27 protein-coding genes and 2 tRNA genes are annotated in these 22,283 nt (G+C 46.1%); 11 read left to right on the forward strand and 18 right to left on the reverse strand.

What is annotated here, in order from left to right; all coding sequences use genetic code 11:
* The first annotated feature begins 28 nt into the window (after positions 1–28).
* Entirely contained in the window at positions 29–277 is a 249-nt protein-coding gene (locus tag KB213_RS06990; protein WP_211681570.1) for a hypothetical protein, read from the forward strand.
* A 92-nt stretch (positions 278–369) separates the two neighbouring features.
* Here KB213_RS06990 and KB213_RS06995 read toward each other — a convergent pair.
* From KB213_RS06995 to hisB, 8 genes are all read right to left on the reverse strand, one after another.
* A tRNA-Glu gene (locus tag KB213_RS06995) sits at positions 370–445 on the reverse strand.
* A 48-nt stretch (positions 446–493) separates the two neighbouring features.
* Positions 494–859: a histidine triad nucleotide-binding protein gene (locus KB213_RS07000; protein WP_211681572.1), complete on the reverse strand. Its 366-nt coding sequence runs from the start codon at positions 857–859 to the stop codon at positions 494–496.
* Positions 860–870: 11 nt separating this feature from the next.
* Complete coding sequence (locus KB213_RS07005) at positions 871–1,236, reverse strand: phosphoribosyl-ATP diphosphatase (RefSeq protein ID WP_211681574.1); 366 nt, start codon at positions 1,234–1,236, stop codon at positions 871–873.
* A 4-nt stretch (positions 1,237–1,240) separates the two neighbouring features.
* Positions 1,241–2,002 (reverse strand): imidazole glycerol phosphate synthase subunit HisF, encoded by a 762-nt coding sequence (gene hisF / locus KB213_RS07010; RefSeq protein ID WP_211681576.1) that lies wholly within the window; start codon positions 2,000–2,002, stop codon positions 1,241–1,243.
* Positions 1,996–3,327: a 1-(5-phosphoribosyl)-5-[(5-phosphoribosylamino)methylideneamino]imidazole-4-carboxamide isomerase gene (gene hisA / locus KB213_RS07015; protein ID WP_211681578.1), complete on the reverse strand. Its 1,332-nt coding sequence runs from the start codon at positions 3,325–3,327 to the stop codon at positions 1,996–1,998. The genes hisF and hisA overlap by 7 nt, the downstream gene beginning before the upstream one ends.
* A complete protein-coding gene (gene hisH / locus KB213_RS07020; RefSeq protein ID WP_211681579.1) occupies positions 3,315–3,953 on the reverse strand; it encodes an imidazole glycerol phosphate synthase subunit HisH in 639 nt (212 codons plus the stop codon). Before hisH ends, hisA begins: the two co-directional genes overlap by 13 nt.
* A complete protein-coding gene (locus KB213_RS07025) occupies positions 3,938–4,279 on the reverse strand; it encodes a hypothetical protein (protein ID WP_211681581.1) in 342 nt (113 codons plus the stop codon). The genes hisH and KB213_RS07025 overlap by 16 nt, the downstream gene beginning before the upstream one ends.
* Before the next feature lie 41 nt (positions 4,280–4,320).
* Positions 4,321–4,917 (reverse strand): imidazoleglycerol-phosphate dehydratase HisB, encoded by a 597-nt coding sequence (gene hisB, locus KB213_RS07030; RefSeq protein WP_211681583.1) that lies wholly within the window; start codon positions 4,915–4,917, stop codon positions 4,321–4,323.
* 98 nt (positions 4,918–5,015) lie between these two features.
* Here hisB and KB213_RS07035 point away from each other — a divergent pair, with 98 nt between their 5' ends.
* Genes KB213_RS07035 through KB213_RS07045 form a run of 3 tightly spaced genes read left to right on the forward strand, consistent with a single transcriptional unit; the run spans position 5,016 to position 7,838 of the window.
* The gene (locus KB213_RS07035; protein ID WP_249110311.1) at positions 5,016–5,612 is read left to right on the forward strand and encodes a nitroreductase family protein; all 597 of its coding nucleotides are present in this window, start codon (positions 5,016–5,018) and stop codon (positions 5,610–5,612) included.
* A 3-nt stretch (positions 5,613–5,615) separates the two neighbouring features.
* Positions 5,616–6,800, forward strand: a complete 1,185-nt coding sequence (gene ubiM / locus KB213_RS07040; RefSeq protein ID WP_211681587.1) for a 5-demethoxyubiquinol-8 5-hydroxylase UbiM — start codon at positions 5,616–5,618, stop codon at positions 6,798–6,800.
* A 27-nt stretch (positions 6,801–6,827) separates the two neighbouring features.
* On the forward strand, positions 6,828–7,838 hold the full coding sequence (locus KB213_RS07045; RefSeq protein WP_211681589.1) for a zinc-binding alcohol dehydrogenase family protein: 1,011 nt from the start codon (positions 6,828–6,830) through the stop codon (positions 7,836–7,838).
* Here the strand turns inward: KB213_RS07045 and KB213_RS07050 are convergent.
* The 9 genes from KB213_RS07050 to KB213_RS07090 all read right to left on the reverse strand — a co-directional run bounded on the left by KB213_RS07050 (position 7,825) and on the right by KB213_RS07090 (position 15,505).
* Positions 7,825–9,255 carry a glycosyltransferase family 2 protein gene (locus tag KB213_RS07050; protein ID WP_211681591.1) on the reverse strand — a complete coding sequence of 477 codons (1,431 nt, stop codon included), beginning with the start codon at positions 9,253–9,255 and terminating at the stop codon, positions 7,825–7,827. The genes KB213_RS07045 and KB213_RS07050 overlap by 14 nt on opposite strands.
* Before the next feature lie 35 nt (positions 9,256–9,290).
* A complete protein-coding gene (locus tag KB213_RS07055; RefSeq protein ID WP_211681593.1) occupies positions 9,291–10,745 on the reverse strand; it encodes a peptide MFS transporter in 1,455 nt (484 codons plus the stop codon).
* 91 nt (positions 10,746–10,836) lie between these two features.
* Positions 10,837–11,718, reverse strand: a complete 882-nt coding sequence (locus KB213_RS07060) for a DnaJ C-terminal domain-containing protein (RefSeq protein ID WP_211681596.1) — start codon at positions 11,716–11,718, stop codon at positions 10,837–10,839.
* A complete protein-coding gene (locus KB213_RS07065) occupies positions 11,715–11,882 on the reverse strand; it encodes a hypothetical protein (RefSeq protein ID WP_211681714.1) in 168 nt (55 codons plus the stop codon). The genes KB213_RS07060 and KB213_RS07065 overlap by 4 nt, the downstream gene beginning before the upstream one ends.
* Before the next feature lie 79 nt (positions 11,883–11,961).
* Positions 11,962–13,467 carry an efflux transporter outer membrane subunit gene (locus tag KB213_RS07070; RefSeq protein ID WP_211681598.1) on the reverse strand — a complete coding sequence of 502 codons (1,506 nt, stop codon included), beginning with the start codon at positions 13,465–13,467 and terminating at the stop codon, positions 11,962–11,964.
* Position 13,468: 1 nt separating this feature from the next.
* Entirely contained in the window at positions 13,469–14,380 is a 912-nt protein-coding gene (locus tag KB213_RS07075; RefSeq protein ID WP_211681599.1) for an efflux RND transporter periplasmic adaptor subunit, read from the reverse strand.
* Positions 14,381–14,453: 73 nt separating this feature from the next.
* Positions 14,454–14,648: a DUF1656 domain-containing protein gene (locus KB213_RS07080; RefSeq protein WP_211681601.1), complete on the reverse strand. Its 195-nt coding sequence runs from the start codon at positions 14,646–14,648 to the stop codon at positions 14,454–14,456.
* A gap of 61 nt (positions 14,649–14,709) precedes the next feature.
* Positions 14,710–15,144, reverse strand: a complete 435-nt coding sequence (locus KB213_RS07085; RefSeq protein WP_211681603.1) for a hypothetical protein — start codon at positions 15,142–15,144, stop codon at positions 14,710–14,712.
* A gap of 82 nt (positions 15,145–15,226) precedes the next feature.
* Positions 15,227–15,505, reverse strand: coding sequence for a hypothetical protein (locus KB213_RS07090; RefSeq protein ID WP_211681604.1), 279 nt, complete (start codon positions 15,503–15,505; stop codon positions 15,227–15,229).
* A gap of 77 nt (positions 15,506–15,582) precedes the next feature.
* Between KB213_RS07090 and KB213_RS07095 the strand changes: the two genes are divergently transcribed.
* From KB213_RS07095 to KB213_RS07125, 7 genes are all read left to right on the forward strand, one after another.
* Positions 15,583–16,728, forward strand: coding sequence for an ABC transporter ATP-binding protein (locus tag KB213_RS07095; protein WP_249110313.1), 1,146 nt, complete (start codon positions 15,583–15,585; stop codon positions 16,726–16,728).
* 124 nt (positions 16,729–16,852) lie between these two features.
* Positions 16,853–17,890, forward strand: coding sequence for an extracellular solute-binding protein (locus tag KB213_RS07100; protein ID WP_211681606.1), 1,038 nt, complete (start codon positions 16,853–16,855; stop codon positions 17,888–17,890).
* Complete coding sequence (locus KB213_RS07105; RefSeq protein WP_211681716.1) at positions 17,887–18,303, forward strand: hypothetical protein; 417 nt, start codon at positions 17,887–17,889, stop codon at positions 18,301–18,303. The genes KB213_RS07100 and KB213_RS07105 overlap by 4 nt, the downstream gene beginning before the upstream one ends.
* Positions 18,297–18,779, forward strand: coding sequence for a YcgN family cysteine cluster protein (locus KB213_RS07110; RefSeq protein WP_282958318.1), 483 nt, complete (start codon positions 18,297–18,299; stop codon positions 18,777–18,779). The genes KB213_RS07105 and KB213_RS07110 overlap by 7 nt, the downstream gene beginning before the upstream one ends.
* Positions 18,740–19,477, forward strand: coding sequence for a M48 family metallopeptidase (locus tag KB213_RS07115; RefSeq protein WP_249110314.1), 738 nt, complete (start codon positions 18,740–18,742; stop codon positions 19,475–19,477). Before KB213_RS07110 ends, KB213_RS07115 begins: the two co-directional genes overlap by 40 nt.
* Positions 19,478–19,485: 8 nt before the next feature.
* Positions 19,486–19,571, forward strand: a tRNA-Leu gene (locus KB213_RS07120).
* 93 nt (positions 19,572–19,664) lie between these two features.
* On the forward strand, positions 19,665–20,054 hold the full coding sequence (locus tag KB213_RS07125; RefSeq protein WP_211681612.1) for a DUF6538 domain-containing protein: 390 nt from the start codon (positions 19,665–19,667) through the stop codon (positions 20,052–20,054).
* Between the two features lie 195 nt (positions 20,055–20,249).
* On the opposite strand, the gene KB213_RS07130 is transcribed toward KB213_RS07125, so the two are convergent.
* Positions 20,250–22,199, reverse strand: coding sequence for a glycosyltransferase (locus KB213_RS07130; RefSeq protein ID WP_211681614.1), 1,950 nt, complete (start codon positions 22,197–22,199; stop codon positions 20,250–20,252).
* Between the last annotated feature and the right edge of the window lie 84 nt (positions 22,200–22,283).

The raw sequence follows: 22,283 nt of genomic DNA on the forward strand, positions 1-22,283 counted from the left end.
TCGATGAGGGCGATCCAGCAGCCGGATCATGGGGCGGACATCGTCTTATACTTTGGGACTATGGACGGCTGCGATGATACAGACACTGTTGACCTGGGGCAAGGAGCAGAAAGCCACATGGCGCTGGCTGCGCTCTCAGTTTGAAGAAGCGCATGGGGTTTTGTGGCCTCAACCAGCGACGCCATTGCCGGGGTTCATATCCTCGTCGAGCATCGACAAGTTGAAGGCTGATAATGCGGGTTTTCTTGAGGGGAGTTCAATCTATTCAGAAGGATGAAACAAAAAATTTTAATGTCGATAACATTGCTTCGTGGTCCAACTGGACCTCCAAACGATCTGTAGATAATCTAAAAAATTCAACAAAATCAATGGTGTCCCGTACGGGATTCGAACCCGTGTTGCCGCCGTGAGAGGGCGGTGTCCTAGGCCTCTAGACGAACGGGACTAGAGTGGAGCGGTGTATACTGCTCTATTCCACTCCATGCAAGTTATTTTACAATTTTTTGAACAAAATAGGACCCAAAAGAGCGCCCCCAAGAAGATGGACATGAAAATGCGGGACTTCTTGTCCACCATTGGCTCCTACATTGCTTAGAATACGGCATCCATCTTCAGCGATACCCTGCTCTCTTGCAACATGTGAGACAGCTTTCCAAAAACCTGCCACCTCTTCAGATGAAGCCTGTGCACTAAAATCAATAATGGATTCATACTCGCCTTTTGGAATCACCAAAATATGTACGGGCGCATGAGGCGCTATATCATGAAAGGCAAGCGCATATTGATCATCATATACAGCCTTACAAGGGATCTCTCCACGCAAGATACGAGCAAAGATATTGTTTTTATCGTAAGCCATAAAAGGTAGCCTTAGTCCGGTTTCTTTTGAGAACGTGAAGCCTTTTCTACGATGCCACTCGTTCCTTCACGGCGTTTCAGCTCTCCCCACACGTCATCAAGAGAAACCCCACAATCCACCAGCATAACGATCAAATGGTAAAGAACGTCCGCACTTTCACTAATCAGCTCTTTTCGATTACCATTGACTGCTTCGATCAAGCACTCAACGGCCTCTTCCCCAAATTTTTGCGCAACTTTGTTACGACCACGCGCCATAAGGCGGGCTGAGTGGCTTAAGCTTGGGTCCGTACCGCGGCGCGACAAAACGGTTTCGTATAAACGATGCAGAATATGGTCCGAGGGCACGCTTTCTATTTTTTTATCTGCTTTTGCCATGACCTTATCTCCCTATCCGAACCGGCAATCCGGCTTCTTTCATCGTTTTTTTAACATCACCAACACTTAATTGGCCAAAATGGAATACACTTGCTGCTAATAGAGCGCTTGCTCCCGCATTTGCGCCATCGATAAAATGCTCGGCCGTCCCGACGCCACCTGAGGCTACAACAGGAACAGTCACCGCATCACAAACAGCGCGCAGCAAGTCCAAATCAAAACCGGATTTCGTACCGTCCCGATCCATACTCGTTAAAAGAATTTCTCCAGCACCGAGAGAAGCCATACGTTTAGCCCATTCGATGACATCCAACCTCGTGGGTTCTCTACCACCTTTTGCGTAGACCTCCCATCCGCCGTTCCCATTTGAACGCGCATCAATCGCGACAACGATACATTGGGAACCAAAACGCTCAGCAGCTTCTGCAATAAGATTAGGGTTACGAATAGCTGCTGAGTTCACTGCGCACTTATCAGCGCCAGACAGCAAAAGGCGCCGCATGTCATCACAACTGCGCACACCGCCACCAACCGTTAATGGCAAGCAAATTGCTTCTGCCGTTCTCCGGACAACATCTAGAATAGTATCACGGTTCTCAACACTGGCGGTGATGTCCAGAAAAGTCAGTTCATCAGCACCAGCAGCATCATATAATTTTGCCTGCTCAACCGGGTCCCCCGCATCCCGAAGAGAGACAAAGTTTACACCTTTAACAACCCGGCCATCTTTAACATCAAGACAAGGAATAACGCGGAGTTTTAACATGATTTAAACAGCTCCAACGCTTCATCCAATTGCACACGGCCATCGTATAAAGCACGCCCTACAATAGCACCAGAAATCCCCGGAACATCCTGTGCGACATCACGCAAGGCACGCAGATGATCCAAAGTCCCCACACCACCGCTAGCAATGACGGGGATCGATAGAGACTTTGCCATCGCGGCTGTTTGCTCAAGATCCAGCCCAGCCAACATGCCATCACGGCTAATTTCGGTAAAGATAACAGCGGAAACTCCGGCATCTTCCATCCGGAGAGCGAGGTCATTAGCCTCCAACTCAGAAACCTCAGCCCAGCCTTCAGTCGCAACCTTGCCGTGGCGCGCATCAATACCAGCAACGATCCTCCCAGGGAAAGCACGAGCAGCTTGGCGTACCAGCTCAGGATCTTTCACAGCAACAGACCCTAGAATGACGCGCTCAACCCCTGCAGACAACCAGCGTTCAATCGCTTCCATGTCGCGTATTCCACCCCCTAGCTGAACGGGAAGGTCCGTCGCACGGACAATATCTTCAATGGCTGAGTAGTTGACGGATCGCCCGGCAAAAGCCCCGTTCAGATCAACAACATGCAGATAATGGCAGCCCGCATCGGCAAAGGTTTTAGCTTGCGCACCAGGGTTATCTGAATAATGCGTAGCATCATCCATCTCGCCACGACGCAAGCGTACACAGGCACCATCCTTGAGATCAATTGCGGGGTAGAGCGTCAAGGGCTTACGAGGCGTCCCATGGGTTGCTCCAGTTTCTGGGGACATACGCCACTCTGCCGCTTCGTGATCATCAGCGAGGAGTTTGGAGAGAAAAATACCGCGCACTGTCTGGCCTCCGATCCGGGCATAGTAAGGATGTGTCCCCCATTGTTCGAAGCCAAACGAACGAAAGAGACGGATTGCACCACTGTGTGTTTCTCGAACATCACAATTAACCACTTTGCAACCAATGGCTTTGGCTCCTTGGAGCATTGTTGCCATCAGTGTTCTCCCCAACCCACGACCGCGAGCATAAGGAGCAATAAAAAATGCTGTCAGCGTAACTGTCGCTGCGTGAGCTTCATAGCTCGCTGGCGGACGAACGAGTTGCCCGGCACCACAAATAATACCATCTTCACGAATGACATAAAGATTGCGTTCTTGAACTAATGGCAAGCCTTCAAAATAACGTTTCAAAACGTCCCGACTAGGAGGGCGGACCCAGCCAAATCCGCCACCATCAAGGATACCTGCGAGGGTGGCTTCACACAGCATTTCCAAGTCATCTTCAGATAACCCTGAAGAGACGCGCTCACAAACAACCTTTACACGTCCCATTTAAGAAAATTACCCATGATCATCAGGCCAACATCTTGGCTTTTTTCCACGTGAAATTGTGTACCGCAACGATTTCCGCGTGCAACAATGGCTGGTACTTGCGCGCCATAATGACTGCTAGCGACCAAGTCGCTCGATACACCATTATGAAGAGCATATGAGTGAACAAAATATCCATGTTCTCCCGGTGTTAAGCCCTTTGTTAAATGATGCTGACCAGGTGTAAAATCGAGCGTATTCCACCCCATATGAGGTAAACGCAGCCCGCTATGTTCAGCCTCTTTCATTCGCTGAATAGAGCCTGAAATCCACCCCAAACCTTCTGTTCGGCCATACTCGACACCATATTCGCACATCAGTTGCATGCCAACACAAATGCCTAGGAAAGGCGTGCCAGCTGCCGTCGCCTGTTCAAGAAGGCCGCGCAATTCCGTTCCTAACCCCTTGGCGCAATCTGCCATGGCGCCTTGGCCCGGCAGAATCAAACGATCCGCGGCTAAGATTTCATCAGCATCACGTGAAATAACGACATCAGCGTTGAGATCAAAGCGTTTAGCAGCCTTGCGCGCGGCTTCAGCCGCAGATGCAAGGTTGCCTCCATTATAATCAATTACGACAACACGCATGGCAGCTCCGGTGGCGTATCAGTCAGGACCTGTCGGTCCAGAATACGCAGCAAGGCTTGATTATGATTGGGCGCAATAATCATGTCCCCCTCATAATGATTATACCCGGCCAGTTTTGTTAATTCCCACTGGCGTAACTCAGGAAAAAAAACGGCAAAGGTTAAATGATTGGCACAAAGCAAAAACCACATATATGGCGCAGGACAGAACCGCAACACAAGCAGGTCTATCGCTGCGGCAACAAGTGCACCCGCCCATGTGCCTAACCACAATAACCCAATGGGTCCTAAGACAAGAACACGACGAGCAACCCCCTGCTTAATCAATATAATCTCTGATTCAGGAGAGGTGAAAGCTCGGTATATTCTCACAGAACACCCTTTGTTGACGGAATAGAGCCTGCTGCTCGCGGATCACGCGCGATGGCCATCCGTAAAGCACGCGCCATTGCTTTAAACGTACTTTCCGCAATGTGATGGGCGTTTGTGCCTGATTTGGTGGTCAGGTGGAGTGCGATATGCGCTGACATAGCAAAAGCACGAAAAAACTCTTCAAAGAGCTCAGTATCCATCTCACCTATTTTTTCTCGCGTGAACGTCACATTCCACGCAAGATACGGGCGCCCGGATAAATCAACGACTGCCTCACATAAAGCTTCATCCAGCGGCACCAAAGCATGACCAAAACGCTCAATGCCTCGTTTGTCTCCCACGGCTTGGCGCAATACTTGTCCCAATACGATCCCGACATCTTCCACGGTGTGGTGGCCGTCAATATGCAAATCACCTTTTGCATGCACGGTCAGGTCTAGGCCGCCATGGCGCGCAAGAGCTGTCAGCATATGGTCAAAAAAACCAATGCCCGTCTGAATGTCCGAGCGCCCTTCCCCGTCTAGAGTAAGAGCAACAGAGATGTCGGTTTCGCTGGTCGCGCGCGCCAGCTGTGCGTGACGTGTAGTGTTCATAGGGTATCGTTACACTACCCGGGCAGTTATTTCCACGCTGTTCCTGCATGCAATCTTTCCTCTTGGCGGAATGCTCAGTCCGTTCCATATCTCTGTGTATGAGTCAGTCTGTTCTTGATGTCCTTCTCTCGCGCGCCTCAACTGATCAACTCGTTGAGCCCGCTCCTGCCGGTGACCAGCTTGCCCGCATCCTCTCAGCAGGGCTGCGTGCTCCTGATCATGGAAAGTTACGCCCTTGGCGCTACACTGTGATTACAGGGGAACATCGTGAAACTTTTTCTGAACAGTTTCACGATGCGTTACTGCGTCAATCCCCTGATATGCCTGAAGCAAACCGTCTCAAGCGTCGTGAGCGTATGCGCACAATGCCAGCCATTATTGCGCTTGGCTTTCATGTTCAACCAGACGCCAAAATTCCTGTCAGTGAACAGGAGATGGCTCTCGCTGCAGGTGCAATGAATGTTCTCAATGCTTTATACGTAGAAGGGTTTGGCGGCGTTTGGGTCACCGGGGCCTTCCAAAAAGACCGTGCTCTTTTGGAGAGCTTGGGCTTACCTGCACCACATCGGCTTGAAGGCCTATTGCTCGTTGGCACACCGTCAGGTCCGGTTCCAGCAAAACGTCGCCCGGATATTGAATCCTATATGGCCTTATGGCAGGGCAAGTCAGTCTCTTTTGCGGCGGATAAAGGCTAAAACATGCACTACGACGTCATCATCATCGGCGGTGGGCCTACGGGCTTAGCGTGCGGCATCTCATTGGCGCGTGATGGGCGGAAAGTCTGCATCCTTGAGCGCTCTCCAGAGAACGTCTTGGCAGAACCGCCATTTGATGGACGTGAAATTGCTTTAACGCACCACGCGGCACATTGGCTGAAAGAAGCAGGAGCATGGGATGAAATACCATCTAGCGCAATATGTCCTATGCATACAGCTCGCGTGGAAACAGGGAGCAGTCATTCTTTTCCCCTAATTTTTGATGCTCCCAAAGATGGCCCCAATGCTCTGGGTTATATGGTAGCAAACCATTTTATCCGCCAAGCACTCTATCGCGTTTCTTCACGTATGCCTCGCCTCACTGTGCAAGCCGGTGTTCATATTGAGCAGGCGACGCACAGTGAGCGCTCGGCTCGTGTGGTCCTAAAGAACAAAGAAACGTTAACTGCTGACTTAATTGTCGCTGCAGATGGCCGTTTCTCACGTATGCGCGAAGCCGCGGGAATTGGCGCTATCGTGGATGACTTTAAGCGTAGCATTCTTGTTTGCCGCGTCCGCCATCCAACGCCACACGACCATACCGCATTACAGTGGTTTGACTCCGGACAGACTATTGCCTTTTTGCCAATTGCACCAGACGATCAAGAAGAACATATTTCTTCCCTCGTTCTTACATTAGAGAATGAAGACATTGAACGTCTTTGTGCGTGTGACGAAGCGACCTTTAACGCCGAAATTACTCAACGCTCCGGTGGACGTTTGGGGGCTTTATCTTTGGATAGCAAGCGCTGTTCCTATCCCCTTAAAACTGTTTTTGCACACCGCTTCCGCGGACCACGCTTGGCTCTTATCGGAGACGCTGCGGTGGGGATGCACCCTATTACAGCGCATGGCTTTAACTTAGGCTTACGAGCGCAAGAAACTTTAGCACGGGCTATTGCCGATGGCCCTGGTGACGCTGGCGTAGCAAGTGTGTTGTCACGATATGAACGCCAACACCGACGCGCGACGCTGCCCCTTTATGCAGGGACGAATGCAATAGCCACGTTATACACACGCGATAGTAAACCTGCCATGGCCGTGCGCCGTCTAGGCCTCAACCTCGCAAACCATTTAATGCCCTTCAAAAAGGCTATTACTGGCATGTTGATGGATCACAAAAACTAAAGAGCTCCAAACAGAAAGACAATCATTATGAAAGCTTTTGGACATACGCGGGCAACACATTTGACAGATAAAGATGCGCTTGTAGAGCTGTCTATTCCTACGCCTGAGCCTGGTCTTCATGATGTTATTGTTGAGATTTCAGCGATATCCATTAATCCAGTAGATACTAAATTACGTCAAACAGCGCCATCTGATGGTCAAGCACGCATACTTGGCTACGACGCATGCGGGACAATTGTTGCCACGGGAGGGAATGTTTATAATTTTCGTTCGGGCGATCGCGTATTCTATGCAGGCAGTGCTGCGCGCTCAGGCAGCAATGCTCAGTACCAAGCCGTTGATGAACGTTTAATTGCCCATGCTCCTAAGTCATTAAATGATGGCGAAGCAGCGGCCATGCCTTTAACATCCATCACAGCATGGGAGTTGTTATTCGATCGTTTGCGCGTCCCTAATAGTAGTGTATTTTCTCAAGATAGCATTCTTATTATTGGTGGCGCCGGTGGCGTTGGCTCTATTCTTATTCAATTAGCACGTCGCCTAACAGGTTTACGCGTTATAGCAACAGCATCACGCCCAGAAACACATCAATGGTGCATTGAAATGGGCGCTCATCATGTGATTAATCATACACGCCCCCTGGATCAAGAATTGAAACGTATTGGGATTTCTGAGGTCCGGTATGTCGCCAGCCTTACGCAAACGGCAAAGCATAAGGATGCTATTTTGCAAATGCTTGCTCCACAAGGTTCTTTAGCTCTTATTGACGATCCTAGAAGTTTTGACATCATGCCATTCAAACGCAAATCTTTATCTATACATTGGGAGTTTATGTTTACTAGGCCGATATTTAATACTGTTGACATGGCCGCTCAGGGACAAATTTTATCTCAGGTTACCTCTTTAGTAGATGCCAGCTTATTGCGTACAACTTCGTACACAAGCCTTGGTTCAATAACACTAAATAATCTCCTCACAGCGCACAAACTACAAGAAAGTGGTTCCACTATAGGAAAAACCGTACTTAGTGGATTTTAAATCCTAATATTCCTTCGAACTCCTGCCGATCACTTAATGGAAGGTTCGGCAGGAGCAGAGGTAATAACAAGATAGTGTTTTTGAAATCACGACAAGATAGTCTTATTAAAGTTTCGAGTGTTATTTTTTCCGAAAGAGCATCCTGAAGGAGGATAAATATAGAAATATTTACAGATGTTTTGCTGTAATCTTCAAAAAAGAAGACCGATTCTTCAGCTAATTCATTGTGATTTATAAAAGATAATTTATTTTTTGGCGACATTTGTAAGTATTTTTTATTTATAATGCCCTGTAAATAAAATTCGTTTTTATTTTCTATAAAAACAACATTACACGGAATGAATGTTGTGCATAAATCATGAGTATTTATTGGTTTTATATTGCTATATTTATCAGAACAAAATAAATAAATGCAATCACCTAAAATGTCACCAGAATACAAAACAAATATTTTTTCATCAATTTTATCAAAAATATCCGATGAATTTAAATTTTTTACTTCAAGTATATTGAAATTAGTATTATTTATTTCTTTATTATTAACTTTATGGGTGTTATTTATTAATATATTGAGTGCGCGCGCATAAGATTGATTAATAGTATTATAATGCCACATATTAACATCAAAAAGGTACTTTTTAGGTTCTTGATTGTATAAATCATTCCAATCTGATTGATAAAAATTATAAGATTTTAATTCTATATCTTTTCTGCGCTTAGCTCTCTCAACGTAATGCTCCATACTGCGTATCTGATAATGTAGTATACGCCCTCCCTGCCAATTTGCAGGCTGAGACGTCACCCCTTTAAGATTCGACCACTCAATATCTTTACCTGATGCATCAACATACTTTCCTCTTCTTAGAGGAAAATAATGTACATTTTCCCATTCACCAGACCAGCTATCTATACGAAGAAATGTTTTAATATGCCTATTTATCATTTCGTCTGAGCGTGAATGATGATCAAAGGCATTCAAAATAGATGTGGATGGTTTTAATACATGGCCTGAGCTGCCATAATTACACCAATGGAATCCTACAGCTCCAATATTTTGAGATATTTTATCTAAATACTCAATTATTGATAGATCATTATCTAAGTATAAGAATTCATCCGCATCCAAAAAACCAACCCAATTATGAGTTTTTCTTAATTCTTTTAAAGCATATAAATAGGTATCTTTTTGACGGTTTATATGATTTCCGCTTCCCCCTTCAATTTTATATAGGCGAATATCGTGAGAACACGCAGCATCTGCGATAATTTTTTCTGTCCCATCAGAGGATCCGTCATCAAATATAACAAATGTCTGAACACCCAACCGAATATGCCACCCCAACCAACTTAGGAAATCTGTAATCTCATTACAGACGATAGTAACAACAGCAACGCGGGGCGGGGAGTATACTTGCATTAGATCAAAAACCTTATAAGGTACTTCTTTAAAGGCTAACCTTTTTTCTTAAAGAAGAACAACCCCAAACAACACATTAAGGTTCCTACAATACAAATCACAGCGGAAGACAGGCATAGCTCCCGGAAAAGACCAGCATATACAGCTGATCCTGTAATATGTTGTGATGGTGCCTCTGAAAAATTAGCAATAACACTACCAACATACATAGATACTCCCCATAATGCGTACACCGATCCACTCACTACCCCCCCAAAACGAGACGGTGTATACCGGGCTACAACAGCCAAACCTAGGCCGCCTGTTAATAATTCAGCCATAGACATAAAACCGTAGCCACCAACCATAACCCAAGGAGAGACATCCTCCTTCGCCGAAAGACTAAATTGCCACCACAACCAAAATGCACACGATAAAAATCCATATCCAATGAGCATTTTTTTTCCAATACTTGGATCTTTTCTGATTTTTCTCAGTAATTGGTAAGAAAGTGCTAAAATTGGACTTAAAATTAAAATCCAAATAGCATTTAATGATTGAAATTGTCCTGGCGTAAAATGCCAAAGCATTTTACCAAAAACTTTAAAATCTCCAGAAACATCTCTCATCGTATATAGAGTTAAGGATGTAATGCTTTGTTGATAATATGCGTAATAAAATGAACCCAAAATAGATAATAAATATCCCACAATGAGTCTGTTTCGCTCGAATTTAAATGATTTAAAATAAATATAAGACCACAATAAAATTATTAATATAATTGATAAAATAATTCCCTTCTCAGCAATCCATTCATTATTTATAATAAAATAACATAATATAGAAGATATAATAAAACCCCCAATTAATATGACATTGTTTTTGATGTTGTTTTTTACATTTTTTTTAAAAACATCGTTTAAATATTTTGATTTTATCAAATAATATGAAATTCCTATAAATAACCCCAATGCACACACTGAAAATGCCAACCTTGCTCCAAAAATATTTTGTAACCAAGGCATCAATAAAATTGATATAGTTGAACCTACATTAACAGACATATAATATAAAGTAAAAATGGTGTCTAATGATGATTTGTCGTCTTCATATATACCCCGAACAATATTTCCTGCATTGGGTTTAAAGAGACCATTACCTGCTGATATAAGGGATAAAGCCACACATAAATAAGTAATCGATTGCGGTAATATTGCTAAGGAAATATATCCCAACATCAGGCCGAATGCACCGCAGAGCATGGCTAGTCGTGCACCGATGAGTTTATCCCCAACAATGCCACCTAAGACAGGCATAATATACGTCAAAGCGGATGAGGCGCCCAGCAGCATATTCACACGGTGATCGGTGAGATGAAGCTGCTCCACCATAAAAATAGTGAGTACAGCCTGCATGCCATAAAAACCAAAACGTTCCCATAATTCGATGGCAAGTACGACTGAAAACCCGCGGCGTCGTTGTGCTGAGGTGGACGTTATTGTTGGCGTCAAGGCTCTGAAATCCTAAGCTAAAAATCAGATCTTACCTTGCGCCAAATATAACACTACGCACAAGCAACAAAAATGCTAAAGCGTTTTTGTTTTAAACTTCTGCAAGACTTTCTAGAAAAGGCTCTAACTCAGCTGCGAGCGTTCCGATCTGTACTTGCAGCGTTACCAAAAGGTCGCCTGCAGGGGCTTGGCGAGATGCTGCAATACCACGACCTCCCAAACGCAAGACTTTCCCACTATCTGAATGTTTGGGGATTTTTACCGTCACAGCTCCGGCGGGGGTATCAATAATGATTTTACCACCCAAAATAGCCGTTTTTAGCGGCACTTTCTGTGTCATCCGAATGTTACGTCCGGTCCTCGTAAAACGCGAATCATCTTTAACGGACACTGTGATTAGAGCATCCCCCGGAACCCCAGGCTGACCTGGCCGCATCGCCCGACCGGGGGCTCCCTTACCCCTTACGCGTAAAGTTTGACCATCTTCTAAGCCGGGGGGCACTTTGACTTCTGTATGCCCGCCCTCACCTAAAGCAAGATCAAGCGTTGTTCCCAAAACGGCTTGCACAAATGTGATAGTGACTTCATAGCGTCTATCAGACCCTTTTGATGTACGGCGTCCAGCTGTGCCGCCCGGTTGAAAATCACCACTGAAGCCTCCCCCGAACATATCCGAGAAAAAGGAACCTAGATCTTCTTGGTTGAAGCCTTGCCCTCCACCAAACCCGCCGGCGCCAAACGGACCACGCTCTTGACCGTCTGAGCCAATTTCACCTCGATCAAATTGCGCGCGCTTCTCCTTATCCCCAAGAATATTATAGGCCTGCCCGACAGCTTTGAATTTTTCTTCAGCCTCTGTATTATTCGGATTGTGATCTGGGTGATACTGTTTTGCGAGACGACGATACGCGCTACGAATATCTTTATCCGTTGCGCTTTTGCTTACCCCTAAGGTGGCATAAGGGTCCTTCATGGCGTTGTAACTCCTTCACAGGTATTATCGTCTAACAAATCAATCAGTACCGCTAATACAACATCACGCTGATACCCTGCGGCAAGAGCATCAGTAATCAAAGCCTCTATTTTTGGCTTTAAAAAATCTTCTACTGGGTGCCCATCACATTGACCGTTCATCATCGTACCTTAATATTATCTTAGAATAATCTGTGATGTTTAGAGCGCAGTTTCAATAGATTTGCATGATTTTTGTCACAGTTTAGCGTGAAAATGCACGAACTAAAGCGCTTTGCTGCTTCACATCAATAGGTAAATCACGCGATGCATAACCTTGCCATCCCGCACCGATTGCTGTGTATAATGTCACAGCATCACGTAAGCGTGCTGCCTGTGCAAGAGTACCCTGCTCTTCTGCTCTAAGAGCCAGGCGATTAGTGGATAAAACATCCAAAATACTCGTTAACCCAACAGCATAACGTTTCTGCGCTCTATCGCGCGCAACTTGAGAGGCATGAACAGCCTGTTCATAATGCTGAACAAGCTGTTCGTCTTGCTCCCAGTCACTTAAAGCGTCTTCTACCTCCTGAAACGCTTTTAATACTGTTTGTCGGTATGACAGGCGTGCGGCTTCAGCTTCAGCATGCGCTTGAGTAATGGCTGCATTATTGCGCCCACCATGCATTAATGGAACAGAAGCTAACATCATAACACTCCAACTCATGGCGCCCAGTTGAAACGCTTGATACATAGCAGAAGCATTTGGGTTGAATGTCATGGGAATGACAAAGCGTGGGTAGAGTTGAGCGACAGCAACGCCTACACGCGCTGTAGCAGCAGCATAACGCGCTTCTTGGGCTCGAATATCTGCACGCTGCGCTATAACTTCAGAAGGTAAAGCGGCTGGAAGCTCTGGCACAACAGGCATTGGGCGTCTTTTCTTCAAAGAAGCCTCTAATGAACCAGGCATTCGTCCTGTGAGTATAGCAATCGCATGAATAAGATGATCTTGCTCGGCGCGTAAAGGAGGGATGCGCGCTTCATCCATACGCTGGCTAGCCGTCACTTGCGCAACGTCTAAAGAATTTGCGAGACCTTTGGTATATAAACGTTGTGTTAATGTGAGAGTATCGGATGCAATCCCTATATCTCGCTCAACAACATCTAAACGTGTTTGCACGCCTCGCAACGCGACATAATCGGATGCTAATTCAGCGAGAATAGCAACAAGCAAAGCACGCTGCTCATCCACAGAGACGGTAATTTCTTGTGACTGTGCTTCAACTTGACGACTAATATGCCCGAAAAGATCAATTTCCCAACTTGCCCGTGCGCCATAGGTTAATACAGAAGCGTGAGGTTGATTGGCCGGATTTCCGGGGCGTAAAGGCCAATTGTCAACAGCAATAGAGTAACGATCATCCCCTCCCCCAGCAGTAGCGTCTAATTGTGGATACCATGCTGACGCGGCTTCACGCCGTAAAGCTTGCTCTACAATCACATGTTGAGCGGCAATCTGCAGATTATAGTTCCCTTTAATCGCACTCTGAACCAATTCATTTAAAGTAGGGTCCTTAAAAAGACGCCACCAATCTTTTAAGGCCGCTTCCGTGCGCGCTCGGTCTGCTGCGGTTATTGGTTTCGTTTGATCCGTAAAAGCCGCCGGTGGTGTAAAGTGGTCCGGTGTAAAATTAGGGCCGACGCGACACCCTCCGACACTCAGGAGAGTGATACAACCCAAAACGGTTAAACGATGAAAAGAGCGCATATTAGAGATGATTCTGCAGCCAAGTGGTCAAGCGGCCATGCATACCATGTGGAGTACTACCTATGGTAATCGTCCCAGTCATACCAGCCACCAACGTAACGCCACTTGGAACATGATCAAACTCTAGCCTGACAGGGATGCGTTGCGCGAGACGAACCCAAGTAAAAATTGGATTTACATCAGGTAACCCTAAATGGTCGGCCACACCATTTTCATCATTAATCCCCCGACCAATACTAACAACATGTGCGGTGGCAAGGTCATGATATCCCATGAGTTTAACAAGAGCATGGTCTCCTATACGAACACCATGCAGCTTTGTCTCTTCAAAATAACCATTAATCCAAAAAGAATGAGCATCAATAATTGCCATGCCCGATTGCCCTGCATGAGCATAATTACCAACACGCAGGTTGAGGTTGGTGACGTAACCATCTACCGCAGCATATACTGTAGAGCGCTGCAAGTTTAGCTCAGCTGTATCCAATGCAGCCTTCGCAGCATCAACATGACCTTTTTGTACATCCACACGGGCATTAAAATCTTCTTCTTCCTCTGCGGAGACAAGACCTCCTAAGCCATGACGTCGGCGCGCATCAGCCTCTCGTAGAGCGAGTTCTGCTTTAGCTTCAGCTAAACTTGCTCGTGCAGAAGCGATATCAATCCGAAACCGCAGCGGGTCCAGCACAAACAGCGGATCACCACGATGGACGTATTGGTTATCAATAACCGGGACAGCGACCACTGTTCCTGACACTTCAGGCGCAGCATTCACAACATAAACGCGTACGCGTCCATCACGTGTCCAAGGGGAAAGCTCGTAAATTTGCCACATCACCCGCCCAAGAATGAGTGCTGCGATAACGACAAGGAATGTTAATACAAAACTAGAAACACGACGGAGGCGGTGCATGGCCTCTTCATCCTAACGTAATCTTACAGGCCAGTACAAACTGGCTTGCGATGTAACCAAACTGTCTTAACCTTTATACGTACATCAGCAATAAGCACAACGTACAAACAAAGAAGGCGATTTCAAAAAGCGGAACATGCCAGAACCATGTTAAAAGGCCTGTCTTCCAAAGAATACGCCTGAAGACCAACGTGACGGCCAACGCGATTAGCGCGTATACCGAAATGGGGGCTACAAAGACCCCAAAAATATCGAATTCCGCTAACATGATTTTCTGCCTTGCCTAAGAGCACAAACAATTAAGGGGGCTAAAAAGCCCCCTTAATTGTTTAGCCTTTACGACGCAGAATTTTTTTAAACAGAGAGAACACCCCTCCCGCCGTACCGCGCCCGACAGGACCCAATAAAATTCCTGTCAGAGTGGAAAGCGCCACAGCTTGCTTCAACTCCATAAGCTTACGATCTCGGCGGATCCGCGCCTCAATTGTGACCATGTCTGGAATAGACCATGCCGCCAAAGCGCCGAACAACACAATGAAGAAGAGATCAAAACCTAAGACGCACAAAGCAGCTTTAACGTGGCTCAAACCCGCCACATCCAAGCACAGCGCCCACAACAGACCATGCAGGCCAATCACGAGAAAAAAGAGAAAGGTCAGCGCAACAATACCAAAGGCTGCACGTCGCGCGACACGCAAAGCTGTTCGTGAAAGGATTTGCCCCTGCGCAGAGAGGACTTCCTGACCAAGTTCGAGCGGTTTCATGAAGGGTTCACAACCTTTCCTGACAGGACGGGTAACGCTACCACGATCATCAGCGCAGAAAAGCCAAAAACAACAAGCGGCTTTACCGTGAAAAACGACCAGCAATAAAACCAACAGCAGCAGAAATTAAAACAGCTGCAATCGGCTGGGAGCGTACACGCGTCGATACATTTTCGAGTTCATAATCCTTGAATTTCCGTGCATTTGCAACGGCTGCATCGGTCTTATCCGCAGCTTTCAACAAATTGGGGGTCACGACTTCTTTTAAAAGCTGCTCGACCTGAGTACGTAAGCTATCAATTTGTGCTTGTGTTTCTTGGCGTACTTGTTCGACGTTTTGCTTGACGCGATCTTCGCTCATGTCCAAATCCTCACATGGGAGTGCCCCAGACGCGGCATTCTTCCTTATTATAACGCCTTATCTCCACGGGAAGTTTCATGGTCGCCCGCTCTCAGAATAACCACAGCCCCTCACCTACTTTGTTTTTTAAAGCTGAAAATCTACGTATTGGCCTTCAAGGCACGGTTTTTGACCTGGAGTTAGTAAAAGGTGAGACCTTAGTTCTCTTGGGGACCGATATGACAGCTTTAGCGCTTCTCCTGGATACGATAGCTGGCTTTCAACCCTGTATGGGCGGCAGTTTGATGGTAAACGCAGTAGATATTACCGACCTTCCACCCCAAAAACGCCGCGTTACATTAGTTAGTGAGCGCGACCCTCTTTTCCCTCATCTGACAGTTCACGAAAATATTTCTTTCGCGTGCCGCGCACAAGGGCAAGACAAAAAAACCGCATCAGCAAATGCTGCACACTTAGTATCTCTATTGGGACTTGATGATGCTGTCAGAACGTTACCTAAACATCTTTCTTTGGAGAAAAAAATACGCACCAAAATTGCACGTGCCTTGGCATGCAAAAGTGATATACTTCTCTTAGATGATCCGCTTTCCGGGCTAGATGTTCATGCAGCCCGCCGAATTGATGTACTGATTTCACGCTTACAACGTGCGCTTGGTTTAAGCATCATTCGTTCCGAAGAGCGTCAAGAGGCCGCATTACGCTCTGGTAGCGTGATCGCTCTTTTTGAAGAGCGTATTTTATTACAAGCAGACACCGCCGCTACATTATACGAACGCCCCATTAATGCGACCGTAGCAACATTATTTGGAGGGGCTAATGCGCTGGTTGGACAAATTATCGATGAATATGATGATGTTTATACTGTACACTTAGCATGTGGTGGAGTGGTCGAAGCGAGCGCCTCTCTGCATGAACACACTCACAATTTAAAGGTCGGGGATACTTGTATGGTTTGCGTCCGGCCGGATCGGATTTCTCCATTCTTTGGGCGCTCCTCTTTAGGAGGAGATGAAGGAGAGCCTTCTGTGCGCGGTATTCTTATGAAAAGCTTACACCTTGGTGACCATATTCGTATGACAATACGCTGCGAGAATGGTACAGAAATTGAAATCCACCGCCCACCTATTCAAGCGCAAAAAATTCCCAAAAACGGCACCCCTGCCGAGATCGCTTGGCCCGCAACACAAGCAACAGTCTTCCCGCTAGAGGTCGACCTGAACTAACATTACATGGTATATGCCCTCTAAGATGTACCATTTTTCATACAATGCTTTTTAGGTGAATGATTCTGCTACGCTTTTTCTCTCTTTATGCCCTACGCGGTTCTTATAAGGACATAAACACGCCATGATGTCGGCTGTGGTGAAAAAGTGTGTTGGACGTTTTTTGTCGCCCAGCCTGTGTGCTGCTCTAGTATGTACAGCATTGCCACCGCACGTTTTGGCTCATGGCATGAGCCATCACAAACGGCATTTTATCGTGGCACATAACCGTACTCGATTGCATACCCCCCAGATTACCAAGAGTGCTCAGCTGAGTATCGCCGTTCCAGAGGGAAGCTTGGTTGCGGACGCACTCCCGACAACGATTAACACTTATCCTATCCGAGAATGGGATGGGCAGGATGATACACTTCAAAAATTCTCTCAAATGTCTCCGGCACTTTGGGGCGCTTTATTAATCAATGGAAGCCAATTAGAAACGGGCTGTTTACAGCATTGGCTGCATTCCCTAGATGCACCTGCAAGTTGTGGGATTCCTGCAACTCCAGGAACGCTAGCGTTGGCTTGGGATCGCTCACGCTTAACAACTGCTCCTGATTGGCAAGATTTTTGGGACATCGCCCGTCAACCGGGGCGAAGAGGTCTCCATTTTAGCGCGCGAACCACTCTAGAAATTGCACTTCTTGCTGATGGCGTTGCTCCTGAAAACATCTATAGCACCCTTTCCACCCCAACAGGGGTAGAGCACGCTTTTCATAGATTAGATCTGTTGAGACCTTATATTATTTGGTGGCGAACACCCGACGATGCACGTCAAATTATGCAGCAAAGAAGCGCTTTAATGACCAGCGCTCCACTAGAAGAAATTTCTTTAGTTAACAAAAAGAAATCTTTAGCTTCAAATGTCTCTACATTTGAAGCTCAGACCAATCACCGCCTCATTACATCACTCTTTTGGGCAATACCTCAAAACGTACCTAACGATAAAACACTCAATCTTATTGCTGCACTTAAAAATATACAGAACACCTATCAAGATCGATTAAAAACAACAGAACCGTCGCAAAACCCCCTCAATATTGATGATGAGTTTTGGAAAATAAAAGGACCAGAATTGGAACAACGTTTTTTGGATTGGTTTGGCAGGAATACACCGCGATGATGAATTCTTTTTTTATTTTTTCTCTAATATTTATCTTGGGAGTTTTATTAGGTTGTTTTATTGAAACTGTTATTATTCGTTTCATTAAACCTTGGGTAATAAAAATTATAGGTTTGGCAATTGTATTTCCATGTACAATGATAGCGTTTTTTATATTTGTTTTTATACCCCATAAAGGAGGAGTTTTTTATAACCCTCTTACCCAAGGGTTGTTAAATTCACCTCTTATTATACTTCCTTGTGCTGCACGCTACTTATCACTTCCCTCTGGGTTTGTGCGATCTTCCGTAGGCTTAGGTGCTACACCCTCCTTACGTTTACAAAAATTATGGTTGCCACTCCTTGCCCTACCATTATTACTTTCGATAACTCTAACTACCTTCATATTAACCCTGTACAGAGCATTTTGGTGACCCATAGAACTGATTTTTGGCGGCACACACCCCTCACTCAAATGTCTACGGAAGAGTGGGAGTCTTTATGCGATGGTTGTGGCCGATGCTGCTTACATAAACTACGCGATGAAGATACAGATGAAATTGCGCATACCAATGTTGCTTGTCGATTATTGGATACGCAAACTTGCCTTTGTACAGACTACGCGAAACGGCATCGTAAAGTCCCAGATTGCGTCACGCTAACACCGAAATTACTCACCGATATCGACTGGCTTCCTCCCAGCTGTTCATACCAACTCGTTAAAAATGGCTATGATCTACCCGATTGGCACCCTCTTCGTTCAGGCAATAGAGAGGGTGTTCATAAAAGTGGCGCCTCTGCTTCCCAGCGCTGCATAAGTGAACGTCGCGCAGGCTTGTTAGAAGATCACATTGTTGAATGGCCAGGAGAATGGCCCGAAAATTCCCCCCCTCCGTCGCGCATAAAATAGTAGCGAGGCTTTTAGGGATGCTAACATCTTCTATCGTTCAGTTGCGTTCCTCAAAGCGTGCTCGCCGCATAACGTTGCGCGCAGATCCTTTATCTGGCTGTGTGATTGCGACTTACCCTGAAAAGATTCCACGCAAGCAGGCCCTTGATTTTATTCAACAACATGCTGACTGGATCGAAAAAGCACACGCTGCCCTACCCCCGCCCCCACATTTACGTGGAGGCGGCTCAGTGCTTTTTAATGGTGTTCCGACGCCTATTTTTCATACCCCCGAGTTACGTCAAGGGTGCATACTCAATCCTAACGGACTACATGTAAGTGGGAACGCAGAGCATACAGAGAGCCGCGTCCAACGCTTCTTGCGGGAAATGGCGAATAAACACTTGCCTGCAATGCTCCAAGAAGAGGCGCAGCGTATGAATGTTCAAGTCACCAAAATCGATATTCGCAACGTACGAAGCCGGTGGGGGAGTTGCAGCAGGACTGGACGTATCATGTTGAGTTGGCGGTTAATCATGTGCCCGCCCATAGTTCAGTCCTATATTATGGTCCACGAACTCGCCCACCTGCAACATTTTAATCACAGTCCTGCTTTTTGGAGCCATGTTGATCATTTTTTTTCAAAAGGACGCCCTGGAAGGCTTGCAGCCGAGCGCTGGTTGCGCCAAAACGGGCCTGCGCTTCTACGGATTCCGTAGAAGCCAGTGCGAGCTTGGCGGAATGGTAGACGCACAAGACTTAAAATCTTGAGTCCGAATGGGCGTGCGGGTTCGAGTCCCGCAGCTCGCACCACTTTAATTCATTGAAATCATTAGAGTTTTTCAGGTTTCCACGAACCCAAACTCGGTTTTGCTACACCGAGTTGCTACACTCAATGGCTTTTCAGTGATTATCAGACGCGAATCAGGATACTCATTCATACAGAAAGTCCCCCTTCCCTTACGTCCAGTTTTGGGAAAAGGTGAGATTTGGATAGCACTCGATACCAATAATAAATCTGTTGCAAAAAATCGCTCATGTGCAATTTATCAATTGACAAATAATTTATTTTCAGGACTGAAAATCGTGTCTAACGAAATTTCACAAGACGCTAATGACATAATCAGAGATGTCATTGACCATCGTTTTAAACCACTGTTCGATACAATTATCTCAACATACGAAACAGAACTGAAAAACCTTAAATCTCAATATCAAGTTATGAACGCTGAACACCTTCTGGAACGATTGCAAGTCGATGAGCAGTTTGCAACATTTACCAATGTTGCACGTTAAGACAATTTATGAATTTATATCTCAAATATAATACTCCTACATTTTATAAAAATTTAATCATTCATTAAACTATTAGTAATAGTATAATTATAGTCATGGATAAAAAAGGCAATATATTAATAATAAATACCGATTATTCGGTCCCCATAACCACAAAGAAATTAATATCAATTATCAATATATTGATATAATTTATTATCGATATACAGCCACCTTAATCGCTTCCTGTACGTTCTCTTTACTATAATTTTTTAAAATCATACTACTTCCCGCAGCAGAAGCTGCCTGCCACGCGGCCTCCGCATCATAAAGCGCCACAATACAATCCGAGAAGCGCGCGGCATCATCGCCAATATAGGCTTGCAACTCGGCAGGCAAAGATATCCCCTCTGCCGCACAAGACGTCATAACGCACGGAACACCTGCGGCCCAACTTTCCAGCACTTTGCCTTTCAAACCTGCCCCAAAACGTAACGGAGCCACGCTCAAACGAACTGTCCCCAAACACTCTTGAAGATCTGGTACATGCCCCACCGTTAAGACATGCTCTTGAGCAAGATCTTTAATGACCAAAGGCATATTGGCACCTGCCACAATGCACTGAACCTGCGGCAAAGACCGCCACACAAGAGGCATCACCTCCTGCACGAGCCAGCGCGCAGCATCTTGGTTCGGGAGGTGCGCATAATTACCAACAAATACAATCCCGTTTCGTTGCACGAATGCAGGACTATCGCTCCTTACAGACATAGCCCACGGAACCGTCTGAACAGAAATACCCGGCAATTCACGCCGTATGATGTCTTCCTCGACCGCAGAATGCGTTAACGTCACATCCGCGTGGGTCATCGCCCGAAATTCAAGGGATTTCAAACGCTTAGATTCATTCACCAATTCTGGTCTTTGTTGAATATGCGCTTGCCGCAAAACGCGTAAACAGTGCAAATCCGCAATGTTATACACAATGCGTGCTTTCCGGTTATGTGCACGTATTAATGGAAAATAGCGCGTCATCATCGCTTCGCGATGCACATAAATCACAGCGAAAGCTTCCGCCTGATGGCGCAAAATATCCTCCACCGAATAATAAAAAGGCGCCCCACAGACTGTAATCTCAGAGAGTCCCTCCAGCGTCTCGGACCCGCCCATCTGTTCACTAGCCACGAAGGAAACATCATACCCCAGCGCCACTAATGCTTTCATGTGTGATACAATAGCTTGGGACCCGGCATCTCTGTGAATATCCGGCCGCAACACATCGAGAACCAAGGCTCTCTTCTTCCGTTCTGGCAATGTTGCAGGAAGCCCTCTCCGTAGGCGTTGCTTTGCAAGCTCCTCTTCTTTTTTCCCACTCACCATTTGTGCGTGCGCCACACTCAAACGCTCAACTTGGTTCAAGAAAAATGTTACAACGCTCTTGCGGCGCGCCTCATCCACCGTATTTACAAGCTGAGATATCGTATGCTCAACAGAGCCATCAAACCCATCTGCGGCTTCGATCACCTGCGCTTCATCCAATAACGCCTGATCTCGCGCCCGCCTGACGGTAAGAACATGACGTTGAAAGGGTGATAAAGGTTCAGCAAACAAAACATGAAAGCCACATCGCTCTGGACGATTGATTAAGGCCACATCCGCCCGCAAACCATTAGCGACAGTCTGTGCAATTAAACGATCACGATCAAAAATATGCAGCGCAACAGCCTCTTCTGGCTGCTCTGGGGACCATACCCACCCCGAGATACGATCCCGAGATGCCTCATCAATAAACCCCTCCAACGGATCATCAGGAGGAACCATAGCTATAGTGAAAGGTGCTTCTGTGCCTGATGGCACCAACTGCCACGGCGAGTTTTGCAAGCCTTCATCCGTACGCACACAGCGCACTTCAATCATATTATGATATGACGACGTCAGTAGCGCTGGATAAATGAAGGTGAAGCCGACATCTCCACCGACATCACATCTCGGTTGATCGGCAGATATGTGCCCAACAACCCCACCGTTCACAAGAATAACAAGTTGTACGGGCTCAGGATCATGTAAATAACGCGCCCATCCTGCAATATGAGTATGCGTTACAACATCGACAAACCCTTCCACACATTGCGTGGACAGGTTCTGAGTTTGGTGTTTAGGCTGCAAAATAACTGTCTTTAAAAAATGAAATCAACATCACTACCAAGTAAATGCCACTCATCGTGCATAATTCAAGGTCCGAGAGAGCGT

Origin of the sequence: Neokomagataea anthophila, from assembly GCF_018122595.1 — a bacterium.
GTDB classification, from domain to species: domain Bacteria; phylum Pseudomonadota; class Alphaproteobacteria; order Acetobacterales; family Acetobacteraceae; genus Gluconobacter; species Gluconobacter anthophilus.

Coding starts and splice junctions, on each gene's coding strand:
- hisB (WP_211681583.1), bottom strand. CDS start 4,917: ATGAACACTACACGTCACGCACAGCTGGCGCGCGCGACCAGCGAAACC.
- KB213_RS07045 (WP_211681589.1), top strand. CDS start 6,828: ATGAAAGCTTTTGGACATACGCGGGCAACACATTTGACAGATAAAGAT.
- KB213_RS07075 (WP_211681599.1), bottom strand. CDS start 14,380: ATGCACCGCCTCCGTCGTGTTTCTAGTTTTGTATTAACATTCCTTGTC.
- KB213_RS06990 (WP_211681570.1), top strand. CDS start 29: ATGGGGCGGACATCGTCTTATACTTTGGGACTATGGACGGCTGCGATG.
- hisF (WP_211681576.1), bottom strand. CDS start 2,002: ATGTTAAAACTCCGCGTTATTCCTTGTCTTGATGTTAAAGATGGCCGG.
- KB213_RS07085 (WP_211681603.1), bottom strand. CDS start 15,144: ATGAAACCGCTCGAACTTGGTCAGGAAGTCCTCTCTGCGCAGGGGCAA.
- KB213_RS07105 (WP_211681716.1), top strand. CDS start 17,887: ATGATGAATTCTTTTTTTATTTTTTCTCTAATATTTATCTTGGGAGTT.
- hisA (WP_211681578.1), bottom strand. CDS start 3,327: ATGGGACGTGTAAAGGTTGTTTGTGAGCGCGTCTCTTCAGGGTTATCT.
- KB213_RS07035 (WP_249110311.1), top strand. CDS start 5,016: ATGAGTCAGTCTGTTCTTGATGTCCTTCTCTCGCGCGCCTCAACTGAT.
- KB213_RS07005 (WP_211681574.1), bottom strand. CDS start 1,236: ATGGCAAAAGCAGATAAAAAAATAGAAAGCGTGCCCTCGGACCATATT.
- KB213_RS07050 (WP_211681591.1), bottom strand. CDS start 9,255: ATGCAAGTATACTCCCCGCCCCGCGTTGCTGTTGTTACTATCGTCTGT.
- ubiM (WP_211681587.1), top strand. CDS start 5,616: ATGCACTACGACGTCATCATCATCGGCGGTGGGCCTACGGGCTTAGCG.
- hisH (WP_211681579.1), bottom strand. CDS start 3,953: ATGCGTGTTGTCGTAATTGATTATAATGGAGGCAACCTTGCATCTGCG.
- KB213_RS07060 (WP_211681596.1), bottom strand. CDS start 11,718: ATGAAGGACCCTTATGCCACCTTAGGGGTAAGCAAAAGCGCAACGGAT.
- KB213_RS07080 (WP_211681601.1), bottom strand. CDS start 14,648: ATGTTAGCGGAATTCGATATTTTTGGGGTCTTTGTAGCCCCCATTTCG.
- KB213_RS07115 (WP_249110314.1), top strand. CDS start 18,740: ATGGCCCGAAAATTCCCCCCCTCCGTCGCGCATAAAATAGTAGCGAGG.
- KB213_RS07095 (WP_249110313.1), top strand. CDS start 15,583: ATGGTCGCCCGCTCTCAGAATAACCACAGCCCCTCACCTACTTTGTTT.
- KB213_RS07070 (WP_211681598.1), bottom strand. CDS start 13,467: ATGCGCTCTTTTCATCGTTTAACCGTTTTGGGTTGTATCACTCTCCTG.
- KB213_RS07065 (WP_211681714.1), bottom strand. CDS start 11,882: ATGATGAACGGTCAATGTGATGGGCACCCAGTAGAAGATTTTTTAAAG.
- KB213_RS07000 (WP_211681572.1), bottom strand. CDS start 859: ATGGCTTACGATAAAAACAATATCTTTGCTCGTATCTTGCGTGGAGAG.
- KB213_RS07100 (WP_211681606.1), top strand. CDS start 16,853: ATGATGTCGGCTGTGGTGAAAAAGTGTGTTGGACGTTTTTTGTCGCCC.
- KB213_RS07090 (WP_211681604.1), bottom strand. CDS start 15,505: ATGAGCGAAGATCGCGTCAAGCAAAACGTCGAACAAGTACGCCAAGAA.